This window comes from Photorhabdus namnaonensis (assembly GCF_001684335.1).
GTDB lineage: Bacteria > Pseudomonadota > Gammaproteobacteria > Enterobacterales > Enterobacteriaceae > Photorhabdus > Photorhabdus namnaonensis.
The window spans coordinates 349,132-362,830 of sequence record NZ_LOIC01000088.1 but is presented as its reverse complement, the minus strand read 5'-3'; the positions used below and the strand labels follow the sequence as shown (position 1 = coordinate 362,830).

Annotated in this window: 12 protein-coding genes; 1 reads left to right on the top strand and 11 read right to left on the bottom strand. The window is 42.9% G+C overall.

Features of this window, described 5'->3' with window-relative positions; genetic code table 11:
• Positions 1–26: 26 nt before the first annotated feature.
• The 10 genes from Phpb_RS20575 to Phpb_RS20530 all read right to left on the bottom strand — a co-directional run bounded on the left by Phpb_RS20575 (position 27) and on the right by Phpb_RS20530 (position 8,896).
• Positions 27–2,183, bottom strand: a complete 2,157-nt coding sequence (locus Phpb_RS20575; protein ID WP_065391982.1) for a hypothetical protein — start codon at positions 2,181–2,183, stop codon at positions 27–29.
• A gap of 60 nt (positions 2,184–2,243) precedes the next feature.
• Positions 2,244–2,660 (bottom strand): hypothetical protein, encoded by a 417-nt coding sequence (locus tag Phpb_RS20570; RefSeq protein WP_065391981.1) that lies wholly within the window; start codon positions 2,658–2,660, stop codon positions 2,244–2,246.
• Positions 2,657–3,079 carry a GPW/gp25 family protein gene (locus Phpb_RS20565; RefSeq protein WP_065391980.1) on the bottom strand — a complete coding sequence of 141 codons (423 nt, stop codon included), beginning with the start codon at positions 3,077–3,079 and terminating at the stop codon, positions 2,657–2,659. The genes Phpb_RS20570 and Phpb_RS20565 overlap by 4 nt, the downstream gene beginning before the upstream one ends.
• Before the next feature lie 12 nt (positions 3,080–3,091).
• Positions 3,092–4,693, bottom strand: a complete 1,602-nt coding sequence (locus Phpb_RS20560) for a phage baseplate assembly protein V (RefSeq protein ID WP_065391979.1) — start codon at positions 4,691–4,693, stop codon at positions 3,092–3,094.
• The gene (locus tag Phpb_RS20555) at positions 4,690–5,373 is read right to left on the bottom strand and encodes a CIS tube protein (RefSeq protein WP_036805827.1); all 684 of its coding nucleotides are present in this window, start codon (positions 5,371–5,373) and stop codon (positions 4,690–4,692) included. The genes Phpb_RS20560 and Phpb_RS20555 overlap by 4 nt, the downstream gene beginning before the upstream one ends.
• Positions 5,360–5,539, bottom strand: coding sequence for a DUF5908 family protein (locus Phpb_RS20550; RefSeq protein ID WP_040148696.1), 180 nt, complete (start codon positions 5,537–5,539; stop codon positions 5,360–5,362). The genes Phpb_RS20555 and Phpb_RS20550 overlap by 14 nt, the downstream gene beginning before the upstream one ends.
• Positions 5,536–5,994, bottom strand: a complete 459-nt coding sequence (locus tag Phpb_RS20545; RefSeq protein WP_065391978.1) for a phage tail protein — start codon at positions 5,992–5,994, stop codon at positions 5,536–5,538. Before Phpb_RS20545 ends, Phpb_RS20550 begins: the two co-directional genes overlap by 4 nt.
• 18 nt (positions 5,995–6,012) lie before the next feature.
• Complete coding sequence (locus Phpb_RS20540; protein WP_065391977.1) at positions 6,013–7,194, bottom strand: phage tail sheath family protein; 1,182 nt, start codon at positions 7,192–7,194, stop codon at positions 6,013–6,015.
• Positions 7,195–7,248: 54 nt separating this feature from the next.
• The gene (locus Phpb_RS20535) at positions 7,249–8,310 is read right to left on the bottom strand and encodes a phage tail sheath family protein (RefSeq protein WP_065391976.1); all 1,062 of its coding nucleotides are present in this window, start codon (positions 8,308–8,310) and stop codon (positions 7,249–7,251) included.
• 136 nt (positions 8,311–8,446) lie between these two features.
• Positions 8,447–8,896, bottom strand: a complete 450-nt coding sequence (locus tag Phpb_RS20530; RefSeq protein ID WP_065391975.1) for a phage tail protein — start codon at positions 8,894–8,896, stop codon at positions 8,447–8,449.
• Between the two features lie 637 nt (positions 8,897–9,533).
• Between Phpb_RS20530 and Phpb_RS20525 the strand changes: the two genes are divergently transcribed.
• On the top strand, positions 9,534–11,531 hold the full coding sequence (locus Phpb_RS20525) for an alkyl/aryl-sulfatase (protein WP_065391974.1): 1,998 nt from the start codon (positions 9,534–9,536) through the stop codon (positions 11,529–11,531).
• Between the two features lie 86 nt (positions 11,532–11,617).
• Here Phpb_RS20525 and Phpb_RS20520 read toward each other — a convergent pair whose 3' ends face one another.
• Complete coding sequence (locus tag Phpb_RS20520; RefSeq protein ID WP_065392019.1) at positions 11,618–13,561, bottom strand: exoribonuclease II; 1,944 nt, start codon at positions 13,559–13,561, stop codon at positions 11,618–11,620.
• Between the last annotated feature and the right edge of the window lie 138 nt (positions 13,562–13,699).

Here is a 13,699-nt window from a genome sequence, read left to right as displayed (position 1 = left end):
TTAACTCCTTCGTTTAGGGGGGATTATTACCAGACTAAAATCAATACTTCATCATCGTCGGCTTCTATACTTTTACCTACAGCATCTGTGGATAGACTGTCTTTTTGTAAAGTCAAGTTAGTGACCCGTTCAACATAGGGTGATTGTTGAATCGTGGCTAATAACTGGTAATAGTCAATGCGATTACCTGGTGTTACGCCAATAGCAATATTTTCTCCCCACGGCATGTAGATTCGACTCAGTTCCTGTTGTAATTGATGGCGGCCATAATCGGGATTAACTCCTGAAGCAAATACCAATTCATAGCTAATCGGGACATCAACGTATGTGGGATTCTGAATTTCAATAGTTGCCCAAGGGCTGCTTAATTGATCTATCCATTCGACCATTTCAGTTAATCGAGCTTGGTTTAATTCTGGGCGGAGTGAATCATCATTATCTTTATAGCGATTATTAGGGATGACGATTAATTGGCGCTTTTCTGGCGCTGGTATTTTGGTTAATTCACTGGTAGAAGGGTATTTGACATCAAATATACTGACAAACCGCTCTTTTAGTAAGGTGACAATATCACCCCAATTTAATGCTCGGTTACGATGGGACAGCCGGGAGGGAACTCGTTTTAGGAAGGTTTGCTCGTCTTCTTTTGGACGACCATTCCAAGATGTCCAAGGTTGAGCTACTTCACTGATTGCAACGGATGAATTCACCGGCTGTTTAATATTGTTGGCGGTTAGTCCATTTAACAAGTGATCCGCCTCAATGGTTTCTACGTTAATTAGAGTAGCGGTTATAGCGTTATATAACAGACCGTTAATTCTCGGATAATTAAGTGTTTTTCCACCAGATACCTTTGGTATCATCTCAGCTTTTAGCCAGTATTTATTTGTTGGCATTAGAGAGGTTTGATTGAAAGCGTTTTGTGGTAATAAAGTTTTCAAAGTTCCGCGATTAAACAGGTTGCGGGTTTGGTCGTTAACCAGTTGGGTTAATAGCTGCCATGTATTGTCTTTATTAAGATAAAACCAAGATATGGAGAACTCTTCAAAGCCGTCTAACTGCCAGTACAGGGATAAAGTTTGCCCCGGTAATACACCGGTAAAACCTAAATAAAATGTGTCATTGGTTAATAGTTGTTGTGTTTCTGACTTTTGAACGCTCCAGATAGAATTCGTCATGGGATAAATGGAGTATTGCTCGATTTTAGCCTCTGTGCTGTTTATTGTAATACCTGTAATGTTGGGTAGAGTAGATCCATTAGTAACGCTTATATTTAATGTCGGTACCTTAAATGTCATATTATTTAGAGTAATGGGTTGATCGATAGGATTAATATCGTCTGATACGAGAAGTTTAAGATTATTAGCCTCTTTTCTTACTGATAGAGAAGTCCATTTATTTTCTGAGCGAATCTTTGCTGTTATATCAGTAGGATTACCGTTCCAACTATCTTCTAGAGCCAATGTAATATTAAGTTTTTTCTCAGATATGTCAAATAAGGAGCAGATAATCAAGTAGCCGGACAGAATTACAGGGGAATCATTGTTAGTTGGGCTAAAAAGCTTAATACCGTTTTCAGGCAATTTAATATTATCTGAGTGGTTTAGTAGTATTGCCGATTTCCAGCCATCGTTATCTTTCCGATACCAACGCAGGTCGGTTAGTTTTCCTTGGTTCGCTAATAAATCAGCATCTGATGCATATTGTAACGGATTCCCAGCGCTATCCTGCCCGGCATCAAACAGGGTTCCTTTAGGGATAAGATATTCTGCATTATCTGTGTTTAAGGTAATGCCTAAAGCAACGCTATCCGCTTGTGCATTTCTCGGTTTCAATCCTAATAATTCCCGATAATAAAGATCACGATGTCGTACCGGGAAGGTATTAAATAAAATTTTGGTTGTTTCTAACAGTTTTAAAAAAGCCAATACAAAAGCTTGATGTGCCGGTAAATGTCCATCTGCTTTATTAACGTTTTGGTAAATTTCTGCTAATTTATCAGGATTATTTTTCTGAATAAAATAGAAGCTATCCCAGAATTTTTCTTTCTCTTGACCGAAAGGTATTTTCTTAGAATATTCTTGTAGCCAGTTTAACATATCCAGCGTACTTCTTTCATCAAGTTTAAATTCTGTCTCTGGTACGATAGCGGAAAGTTTATCTTTTAATTCGGTGAGTCCCATATTATACCACCTGTTATTTGAATATATTTCTGATATATTTTTACAGAATAATATCGTTATTTATCCGGCGTTAACGATATATTGACTGGGAATAAAACGGCCTTTTCCCATACTGGGGGTTGTTATATCCGGTACGCCTGACGGGTTAATTGCCGGTTGTGTCGGGGTAAAACGGGCGGTAAATTGCTGCCCGACAACAATTACCGTGGCGTTACTGCGGCAAAAGTTGACTTGTTGGCTGATATCCAATTGCGCAATGGTGACTATACCCATACCGAGTGTTGGGTGGCTGGGGGTAATATATTGCGCTTGAAGTTGTACCTTTTTTTCATCACCCACAATAGCGATCTTTTTACCTTGGATTTGAGCGTGTCCGCTGCCTCTGATAATTGCCGGTCCCAAAATGGTGACTTGCCGGTTGCCGAATAAGGGTTCGAATAACAAACTATCGCCATCGATGATCAATTGCTTACTCATAGGCTCACCTTTGCCCGACCTTCATTGACTTCAAGAATGCCTTCAAGCTGTTGACTAATTTCACTGCCTCTTAGGGCATAGGTCACTTGAATATGTAGAGTATTAGGTGATCCTGTTTTCTGAGTTACCTGAATATCGGTGATTTCAGCACGAGGTTCATAGCGTAGAACTCGCTCTTCAATACGGGTTTGAATCTCCGATAACAATTCATCACTGATATTTTCAAACATATAATCATTCAGACCGCAGCCGTAATCTTCACGCATAATCCGTTCACCGGGTTCAGTTAGAAAAAGGATTTTCATACTTTGACGAACATTTTCTGCGCCTTCGGCCATTGCTACGCCTGTTTCAAGAGAAAACTGTGGTGGAAATTTCCAGCCGCGACCATAAATATCGGCTAATATTGAGTTTGTCATTTCAATACCTCATTACTGTGTTAAGTTAATTTTCGCGCCCTTAATATCCACCCCGGATTTTCCTGTAGCTGATAGAGATTTTTCTGCTTGTATGTTAATTTCGTGGGCCTGAGTGATGAGATTTTTAGATGAATTGAGCGTAATATCTTTATCCTGTTGCAGAGAGACTTTATTTTCTCCGCTATTAAGTGCCACGGTGTTTTCTTTATTATCGAAGATTAATGCCTGTTGTTTATCTCCTCGTTTGATCACTAAGGTTTTCATTTGATTTTTTTCACTGGGTTCTACCGGCGATTTATTTTTAGGATTATGCATGGAACCTAATATCACCGGAAAACGGGGGTCACATTCAAAGAAGCCGATAATAACTTCATCTCCCGGTTCTGGATAAAAGCAGAACCCACTTTCATGACTGGCATAAGGTTTACCTAAACGGGCAAAGAGTACGCCTTGGATTAAGTTTAATGCCGGTATTCTGACCGGGATACGGCCTAGCGATTGGCTGTCTTGCTGATATTTTTCCACGATACCGATATGTAACTCTTTTACCTGTGGCACCGGAGGGTCAACATCCGGCAACATGCCTAAGGTTAATCGGGTGCGCCAGCCTTGCCGCTGGTTAATTATCTGATTTACACCGGTGATAATCCCTTGGCCATCCATTCCCTGACCAAAGCCGTTTAACGCTAAAACGTCCCCCGGTTGGTAATGATGATTACCTTCGATTTCAAAGCTACCGGATATATTATGACTGCGTAAGTTATCCATAATGCCTTGAGCAAGATGTTTGGCTTGTTCATTATCCAATGGATAGCTGTAAGCCCATTGCCACTCTTTATCAGCTAGCGCAGCGATGCTGTCCACGGCCAGCTTGTTGCTGCCAAGCTTGCTGTTTTGGGTATTGATTGCCTGAGAAAGCTTTTGTTGAGTCACATCCCAGGCACGTACACTGACGGTTTTAGGGTTGTGTTGGTTATTCCACTGGAGATCCGCTTCAAATAGCACAATATTTTGATCGCTGGCATGCCGATGAAGGGTATGCACAGTTGACTTATTCAGCGCTTTAGGTGTTATCAAGGTAACTGACTCATTGCCGGGCAGCAGCCAGGTATTAGTGGCAGTCAATCGGCTTTTTAGGAATGCCCAGTCATTGCAACGGAATTGCACCATTTGTTCATGAACGGTTTTGAGTTGCGGCGCCTGTTTGATCGTCGTTTGGATGCCATTCTGATTAAAGAGTTTTTTGATAATCGCCTCATCACTCTGTTTATTAAATAGCTGCGAGTGAAAGCTATGGGTTAATTTTTGCAGGTGATGTTTTGCTGTCAGGGTAATGATGCTGTCTTGACCTTTAAGCCCCAGTGTTTGTCGCACGATAACACCCTTAAATAACACGGTTTTTTGCATCTGCACGATAACTTCATGATTCGGGCGACAGCTTGTCAATTCAGCCTGCGTCTTGGCGTCAAAAATATGGCTGGCATCACCGGCTATGCCTAGAGTGATGTTGGCCGAAGGGATGCCGTTGATGTGATGGTGGGTTGTCAGGCTGATTACGGTAAATTGGTTGAGTGTCTTACCACCTATCTTGATGATTACTGTGGGTATTTTCATGTATCCCTCCGTGCTTGTAAGGTTTGCCCGGGGGTAAAGTCATCAAGATTATCCAGATCGTTTTGCCAGGCCAGAGAGAGATAATCGATACCGCCTGCCAGAGAAGCGCCGGCGCCTAAAGCAATTAAGGGTAAGGAGAGCATGTCTGTGACGCTAACCGCAGTGGCCGGCGGCGATTTTAACTGCCGCTCGGTGTCCTGAATCACTAAGCTTTCATCTGCCACTAAAGATAAGGTCGCACTGGCCCGTAAAGGGGTGGCGTCCCGGTCAAACAGGGTGTAGTTGATGGCAAGGCCGCTGGCCCGGCAGGCAAAATAGCCTTTATTTTCCCAGCGCATTTTTCCCCATTTGATTTTAAGGAAGTGGGGTACTTTGGTGCTGGCGTCAACCGCACACAGGGATTTTAAGGTCGCAAGCTGGGTTTCTATTGGTGTGCTATTGCCGGGCATCGATGCATCAAATAGCAGGACTAAGGATAATCCGGCAGGTTGGGATAACACATAGCGGCTGCTTTGGCTGGCGCGATTGACACTTTCATCCTGTTGGTAGCGGGTTTGGTAATCAAGCTGAATGGTATCGGGGTTGTACATGGCTTGTAAGCTACCCACGGAAATTTTGCCTTCCCGATCTTTGAAGGCTGTTAAGGTGAGTCTGGATAAACCGCGTTCAATTAAACTCATAATCGCCTCCTGTTTCACGTAATGCCTCTAATACTTCCCGTTTCACCATCTCAACCAAACGGGCGTTATCCAGCTTTTCTTGGGCTAATGTTCGTGAACCGAGTTGATCATTCGTCGGATCGGTGACTTTAGCCTGAATAATCAGTTCCTTAATTTCTACAGTCATGCTTTTACTCCTAACCAGCGCATATCCTGATAACGTAGTTCTAGTGCGCTCACCAACACGGTGTTGCTATTAGCATCAAAGTCGCTGGTGGACCAACGAACCGGTAGCGCGTTACTGACGGTCCAGCTTGCTACAGGTAACGTGTTTTCGTTCAGCAGCATGATGACGACATCGGCATACACCGCTTTCTCACCGCGCAGCACGCGATCAAATATTAAGGTGAGTGGGGTGATGGTCATGACTCCACGCTCCAATACCAGACTGCCATGTTGGATCTTTTCGGTTAGCCAGACATTTCTGGCGTTTTCCCCGCCTTGGCTGTGTTGAGTGGTTTGCAGTTCTCGACTCAGGCCCGATATGCGCTGAAAGGCGATATCAAGTGGGCTGGGAATGTTGTTAAATAGAAAACTGGCGATAAAACGGTGTGATACTGACGGGGTGTATAAGTTGTACATGTTTTTCCCCTGTTGAGATTAGCTAGATACAGTATTGTTACGGATATCAAATGTCAGACTCAGCTCAATAAATTCCGCCGGAATTAACAGGGCCAGCCTGATTTTCATGATCATCTTTCCGGCCAGGATATCGGCTTCACTCATTGATTCATGAACACCCAGTAACACCTCAAATGCTTGATCTTCCTGAGTGCCGCGCAATCCACCTTGTAACCATAACTGACGTAGCCAGTTGTGGGCCTGTCCTTTAAATTTCATCCAGGTAATGGCGTTATTGGGTTCAAAGACAAAGGCTCGACCAAGTTGGGTCATGTGGGTTTCGATATAGGAAACCAGTCGGCGAATTTGGATATAACGCCAAGGGGAACCCGGCGTGTTGTCCAGTGTGCGGCATCCCCAGATTTTAATGCCTTTGCCGGGGAAACTGCGAACCAGATTCAACGAAGTGCCTTCTTGATTAAGGTTAAGGAGGGCGCCTGCTTCAATGTAAGAGCGTACCGGGCTGATCACCTTGGTTAAAGCGACATTGGCAGGGGCTGTCCATACGCCTTTTTGGTTGTCATTGCGTTGTATAACAGCGGCGACCGCAGCGGTAGGTGAAAGTACGATATGTTTATCTTTCTCCTGGTAGGCGCTTATCAGCCTTGGCCAGTATACGGCGCCCCATTGTCGATCACTTGAAGAAAAATCAGCCAGACAATTAGCAGCTAATGTTGGATCGTCAGGAGCATCCAGTAATCCCATGATGCCGCGTCGGCTTTTGCAAAGTTCAAGTATTGATTGCCAAGATTGTAGCCAAAGGTCTTTTGGAGTGTTGGTATCACTAAAACGAGCAATATCAGGTACAACAATCAATGTAATTTCGTTCTCTGTGGAAATGGCTTGTTTAACCCAGTCCTGTTGTAGGGCGGTAATCAATAATTGAAAATCATTTAGCGATTTATCATGGCCCAGTGATAGGACATAAGCTTGCCGACCACTGTTTTCAAAGAAGTGGCGCACTGAATAATAGGTTAATCCTGATTTACCAAAATGTTGGGTAAAGTCAGTCAGGCTGTTTAGTTTAATGGCGGTTTTATTACTTGAGCTTTTTTCGGTATAACCAATAAAAACGGGGACACCGATAAATTCATTGTTTGGTGGCAGAGATATACGGCTTTCCGTTATCATGACGCCCGGCTGTTTTGTCTCTGTTGTCATTATCATCTCCTCAATGACTGAATGGACGCGGTGTTAAACCGCGTCTCAGTACGGTTACTGTGCTACATGTTGCGAGAATTGAAGGATAATAAATTCAGCCGGACGAACCGCCGCCATACCGACTTTGACAATCATTTTGCCTTGTTTGATATCCTCGTCGGTCATGGTGATACCTTTGCCGATTTGCACAAAGTAAGCTTCTTGCGGTTTATTTCCCGCGAGTGCTCCTTGTTGCCAAAGTTGATAGAGGTAGTTGTCGATGGCTGTTTGTACCCGCTTCCAGGTTGGTTGGCTGTTGGGTTCAAATACTGCGAAACTCATGGCATTTTTAATATCCCGCTCCGCGCTGTTAAACAGGCGGCGAACCGGGATATAACGCCAGTTATCTTTGTCCTCAAGTGTGCGAGCTCCCCAAACGGTGACACCGGTATTTGGAAATTCACGAATCATATTGATGGCTTTTCCGGTGTTATAGGTACCTTGCAAGTTGTCAGTGACTTTAAACTTTGGTTTCATTCCGCCTTGCAGTATGACATTTGCAGGTGCTTTCCAGACACCGCGGGTACGATCAACAGAACAATAGATACCGGCAATGGCAGCGCTTGGAGGAATATCTTTGGTAGTCCAATCTGCTGTTAAATAGGGGTAATAAGCTGCGGCAAAAGGGGTTGAGTCATACTTATCTTGGGATTTGTCACCAGAAGTTAATTCTTCGGCTGGACCATCCAGAATGGCAAATAATCCTTTGCCCGATTTACAAAGTGTGCTCACGGCAGTTTTGAGATCTTCTCCGGCAGCAACCAGTAATGTTACATCGTCAAGCTTTGGAACTTGTTGTTCTAAATCTTCTGTTTTGACAAGGTAGCCATATCCACCGCCATTAATAAAATAGGCACGTAGTGAAATATCAAGTTTGTCGGCAGGATCAAATGCTCCTTCTTTCTTTGTTAAATACTCCAGCCAACTATTAATACGAATATAGGTATTAGCTGATATTAATGAATTGTCATTTTTGACAGCAAAAACAGGTACTGCTGTTGCACTGGAACGAACAGAAAGTGACAGCGAGGCGTCTTCTTCAATATAAACGCCGGGATAAGTTGTTAGTGTTGGCATGTATTGCCTCCAATTATTGGGCGATATTATAGGGTATATGTGAATTGTAGGATGATGAATTTAGTTGGACGGGTGGCGGTTATGCCAATTTTGAGCATCATTTTTTCCCGTCTGATATATCAGTTATCGTGATACTTTAGGCAGCCTGAATGGTTACCCGATCTGCGGTAAGTTTTATCTCTTGGACCGCAATATCATTGCTGGTGGCATCAAAAGAGGGGGAGGTTAATGAAGTTGGGAATGCATTTGCTACGCTCCAGCTCATTAAAATTTCGGTACCGGCTTCATTGGTCAGGCTAATTGAAACGTCTTTTTTCTCAACTTGATTAAGCTGAATAGAATTAAGCCAGTCAAAAAGTTTGGTATCCCCAGGAAATACTCCTTTACGCAGCGTAATATTGATCAATTGGCGTTGGCCCGGCATTTTATAGTAATTACCGGCGCCATCTTTATACTCAATGACATCATAAGTAATATCCAGTCCCGAAACGCTGTTGAAAGGGATTTGTTCATCACCAACGGAGACAACAAATCGATAAGTCGGTATTGGATAGTCAACAGCAATTTGTTCCGCATTTATGGTCATAATTATTTCCTTTATTTTTCATGTGTATTACATGTTAAGCGCGATTATCGCTTTGTTTTAATTAGTACTGAGCTATAGACAATGGCTACCGCACTAACCTGATTTACCTTGGTTACTTTTTATATAGAAACGTTATTCGGTGAATTTGAGATCACATGGATGATCACGTTGGATTATAGTCAACCTACGTTAATTTCAAATATCAATTATTAATATTTAAAATTATCAATCAATAAAATCATAAATATGTAAATTACTTTATAATCACATGGTTATATTTTTCTATAAAAGGATGAATAAATGGTGTGTTATAAATTTTGATATAAAAAAGATGTGAGGTTTCAGTAAAGCGATTTATTAACAGAAGGTTACGTATAATTCTTTTTTCAGGTTTAATATATCAGGTCATTTTATTTTAATAATAAAGGAGGGGGGTAATGTTGTTATTTATGGTTTTCCTATAATAACAAACATTTTTTGTTGTGATTCTAATAGGGATAACTTGGATTTGTTTCCTTTACTTATTTCCATATTCCTATCTATTATTAACAGGCTATGATTCATATCGTTTGGATTTTATGGATAAAGTTATTTCTGGTTTTAAACCTAACTAATCTGTCTAAAGGAATATTATCTTATGAATTACAAATGCTTATTAACCATTTCAACCGCAGTATCGTTTGCCATTCTTAGTCCTTCATCATTGAGTCACGATAAACTTTCCCTTCCTGCTACGGAAATTACTAAACAAATTAATGCCGAAATGGCATCAACTTTGCCATTCAATGATAAATCTGATTTTGATGATGCGAAACGAGGTCTTATCGCCAGACCGGATTCTCTGATTATTCGTGATGATAAAGGTAAAGTTATATTAGATCTCGATAGTTACCGTAAGTTTATTACTGATAAAACACCGTCTCCAGATACCGTTAACCCCAGCTTATGGCGTAACGCGCAACTGAATATGGAATATGGACTCTATAAGGTGAGCGATCATATTTATCAAGTGCGCGGTTATGACATATCTAATATTACTTTTGTTGAGGGAAATACCGGGTGGGTTGTTTTAGATCCGGCTACGTCTGTGGAAACAGCAAAAGCAGCCTATGATTTAGTCAGCGAAAATTTAGGTAAAAAGCCAGTGGTGGGGGTGGTTTATAGCCATTCTCATGTTGACCATTACGGTGGGGTGCGCGGCATTGTTAATGAGGATGATGTTAAGGCAGGTAAAGTTCAGATCCTGGCGCCGGAAGGTTTTATGGAGCATGCTACCAGCGAGAATGTGATTGCGGGTAATGCGATGGGTCGTCGGGTTGTTTATATGTTTGGTACCTTATTACCCCGTAACCCTCAAGGCAGTGTGAATTCTGGCTTGAGTGCGACAACACCGACTGGAACGGTAACATTGATCCCACCAACACGGACTATCAAAGTAACCGGTGAGAAAGTGACGGTTGATGGTGTTGAGATGGTGTTCCAGATAACGCCGGGCACGGAAGCGCCTTCAGAGATGAATACTTGGTTTCCACAATGGAAGGCGATGTGGATGGCAGAAAATACGACTAATTCTATGCACAATATTTTATCGCTGCGTGGAGCCCAAGTGCGTAATGCTTTGGCTTGGTCAAAATATATTAATCAAACCATCGATTTGTACGGCGATCAGGTTGAAGTGAAGTTTCAGAGCCATAACTGGCCGATGTGGGGTAAAGAGCGAGTGGTGGATTATTTTAAAAAGCAACGGGATTTATACAAATATATTCACGACCAAACCGTGAATCTGATGAATAAAGGTTACACCGGTGAGGAGATATCCGAGATGATAAACTTGCCATCAGAGCTGGCGAGTTATTTTCCGAACCGTGGTTATCATGGCGCGTTGCGTCATAATGCCCGCGCGGTTTATCAGTTCTATATGGGGTGGTACAGCGGGAATCCTTCTGATCTAAATAACCTGCCGCCTCAACCTGCTGCGATTAAATATGTGGAATATATGGGGGGCGAGGCAGCGGTAATAAAACGTGCCCAAGCTGATTTTAATAAAGGGGAATATCGTTGGGTGGCACAAGTGCTTAAGCATGTTGTTTTTGCTAATCCTGATAGTGTGGCAGGAAAAAAATTGTTAGCTAAAGCCTATGAGCAGTTAGGTTATCAATCTGAGTCAAATTCCTGGCGGTCGGCTTATTTGCAGGGCGCTGTGGAGCTGCGCCGTGGTGTGCCAAAATCCGGTAGTTTGAATATTGCCAGTCCGGATACTATTCGTGCTATGTCGCCTGAAATGTTATTTGATTATTTGGCGATACGGTTAAACGGTCCGCAGGCTGCCGGTAAGAAGTTAGTGATGAATGTTAATTTCACTGATCTCAATAAGTATTACACGTTGACGGTAGAAAATGGTGTGCTGAATTATACTGAGAAGCAGGCGGTACAGGCCGATGTTACCTTGATGTTGACGAAAGCTATTCTGGATAAGATTCAGTTGGGGGGAAATAAATTTGACAGTGAGGTGCAAAAACAAAATGTGAAGATTACGGGAGACCGAGCCAAGTTTGATGAATTTATCGGTTTGTTGGACAGTTTCCCATTCTGGTTCAATATAGTGACGCCCCGTGAAGAGCAGAATATGATGTGATTTCTGGCTTCTGATAGCTGATTTTTTAAATACAAACTACAGCTTAATCGCTGTAGTTTGATTCAGAAAGTGTTTTATAAGAGATGTCAGGCAACAGGGCGAGCGACAATATTACGAGTTTCCATTCTGACTTCTTCAATACGAACGTCAATAATGTCGTTTAATTGGTAAGCGGTTTCACCTTTGATAATCACGGTGCCGGTCTCTTGGCTACATTGCAATTCATCGCGTACCGCATGCAGGAATGGCGCGGGTATAAAGGCTACCGCGCCGTTATCCACCAGGCGAACACGTAAACCGCCACGGGTAATATCAATGATTTCTGCGGTAAAGCGTTGTTCTGTTCCTGCATGGGGATAAAGGAAGCGGGCATACAGCCAATCCCCCACATCACGTTCGGCCATACGATTCAATCTGCGACGTTCAGCCAGTTGCAAACAGGTTTCTTCTGAGGGCTGTTCTACCTCCGTTTTTTGAATAATCGCTTTCAGTAAACGGTGGTTAATCATATCGCTGTATTTACGGATCGGTGATGTCCAGGTGGCGTAAGCCTCAAAACCGAGACCAAAATGAGGGCCGGGTTCAGGTTTAATTTCTGCGAAAGTCTGGAAACGACGAATGCGACTATCAAGGAATTGTGTTGGTTGTTTATCCAATTCACGGCGTAATTTGCAGAAGCCGTTTAAGGTCAACAACTCTTCTGTGTTGGCCTCGATACCATTTTCTTTCAGTAATTCAACCACTTGTTCAATTTGCAGCGGCTCAAAACCCATATGGACATTGTAAATACCAAAACCTAATCTATCGCGCAGGATTTTTGCGGCGCACAGGTTGGAAGTGATCATCGCTTCTTCAACAATACGGTTGGCTGTACGACGTTGTTCTACCACGATATCCAGTACATAACCATTATCATCGAGAATGAAACGATAATCAGGACGATCTTTGAAAATAAGCGCGTTTTGGTGGCGCCATTGGTTACGGCGATCACTCATTTCTTTCAGGAGATTGATTTGAGTTCCAATTGCCTCAGAAGAAGGTTTCCAGGTTCCTGTTTCTTCCAGCCAGTCGGAAACTTCGTCGTAAACCAGTTTAGCTTTTGATTCAACCCAGGTAGAGAAGAACGCAATATCATCACCCAGTTGACCATTTTCCAGAATGGAAACCTGACAAACCAACGCCGGGCGGCGGGCGTTAGGGCGCAGAGAGCATAAATTTTCTGACAGGTCGCGCGGCAACATGGGAATGTTAAAACCCGGCAAGTAGTTAGTGAAAGCACGTTGATGGGCGATTTGATCCAGTTCGCTGTTAGCCGCGATATAAGCGGTTGGATCAGCGATGGCGATACTGAGTTTCAGGCTGCCATCATCTTGTTTAACGATATGCAAAGCATCGTCCATGTCTTCCGTGGTTGCACTGTCGATAGTGACAAAATCCAGCGACGTTAAGTCAATGCGCTCAAGATCGCCATCGTTCATCTGACAATCGGCGGTCATGGTGGGAGCATCACGTTCCAGATTATGGCGAGTTAACGTTACCCACCAAGGGGCGTAGTGATCGCTGCCCTCGGTAATATAGCCGGTAATTTCCGCATGAAACCCACGACTGCCTTTCAGTGGATGATGGCGCATTTCAGCGACGGCCCAATCACCATGCTGAAATGGATGTGCGACCTGATTGGCCGGCCGGCAAGGGATAGCATCTTTTAACAGTGGGTGATCAGGAACGATCCATAAACGGTTATCGTTTTCTTTTTTCTGGATACGGCCAACGAAGCGATTTAGAAATGGTTCGACCAATGTTTCTGGTTCGGCGATCTCTCTTTCTTTGTCAGTATGAATAGCGGCAGTTACTCGATCGCCATGCATAACTTTTTTCATGTGTGGGGGAGGAATGAAATAGCTTTTTTGCCCATCGACTTCTAAGAATCCGAATCCTTTTTCGGTACCTTTGACCAAACCTTCTACTCGAAGTGTTTGGGAATGAAGTTGCTGTTTTAGCTGTGCAAGCAGCGGGTTGTTTTGAAACATAATATCCGCGGAGAAAGTTAGAGGGTTATTATCAGATAGTTTTTGGAATAACAGTTTTACGCGAATTGGCGGTGTCGAGCAAGCGACATCTGCAAAATAGCGCAAGACAGTATGGAAATTGCAATGAAAATTACAATA

Bases quoted from the DNA above. Each gene is read 5' to 3' on its own strand.
- Phpb_RS20575 (WP_065391982.1), bottom strand. From the start codon at position 2,183: ATGGGACTCACCGAATTAAAAGATAAACTTTCCGCTATCGTACCAGAG.
- Phpb_RS20570 (WP_065391981.1), bottom strand. From the start codon at position 2,660: ATGAGTAAGCAATTGATCATCGATGGCGATAGTTTGTTATTCGAACCC.
- Phpb_RS20565 (WP_065391980.1), bottom strand. From the start codon at position 3,079: ATGACAAACTCAATATTAGCCGATATTTATGGTCGCGGCTGGAAATTT.
- Phpb_RS20560 (WP_065391979.1), bottom strand. From the start codon at position 4,693: ATGAAAATACCCACAGTAATCATCAAGATAGGTGGTAAGACACTCAAC.
- Phpb_RS20555 (WP_036805827.1), bottom strand. From the start codon at position 5,373: ATGAGTTTAATTGAACGCGGTTTATCCAGACTCACCTTAACAGCCTTC.
- Phpb_RS20550 (WP_040148696.1), bottom strand. From the start codon at position 5,539: ATGACTGTAGAAATTAAGGAACTGATTATTCAGGCTAAAGTCACCGAT.
- Phpb_RS20545 (WP_065391978.1), bottom strand. From the start codon at position 5,994: ATGTACAACTTATACACCCCGTCAGTATCACACCGTTTTATCGCCAGT.
- Phpb_RS20540 (WP_065391977.1), bottom strand. From the start codon at position 7,194: ATGACAACAGAGACAAAACAGCCGGGCGTCATGATAACGGAAAGCCGT.
- Phpb_RS20535 (WP_065391976.1), bottom strand. From the start codon at position 8,310: ATGCCAACACTAACAACTTATCCCGGCGTTTATATTGAAGAAGACGCC.
- Phpb_RS20530 (WP_065391975.1), bottom strand. From the start codon at position 8,896: ATGACCATAAATGCGGAACAAATTGCTGTTGACTATCCAATACCGACT.
- Phpb_RS20525 (WP_065391974.1), top strand. From the start codon at position 9,534: ATGAATTACAAATGCTTATTAACCATTTCAACCGCAGTATCGTTTGCC.
- Phpb_RS20520 (WP_065392019.1), bottom strand. From the start codon at position 13,561: ATGTTTCAAAACAACCCGCTGCTTGCACAGCTAAAACAGCAACTTCAT.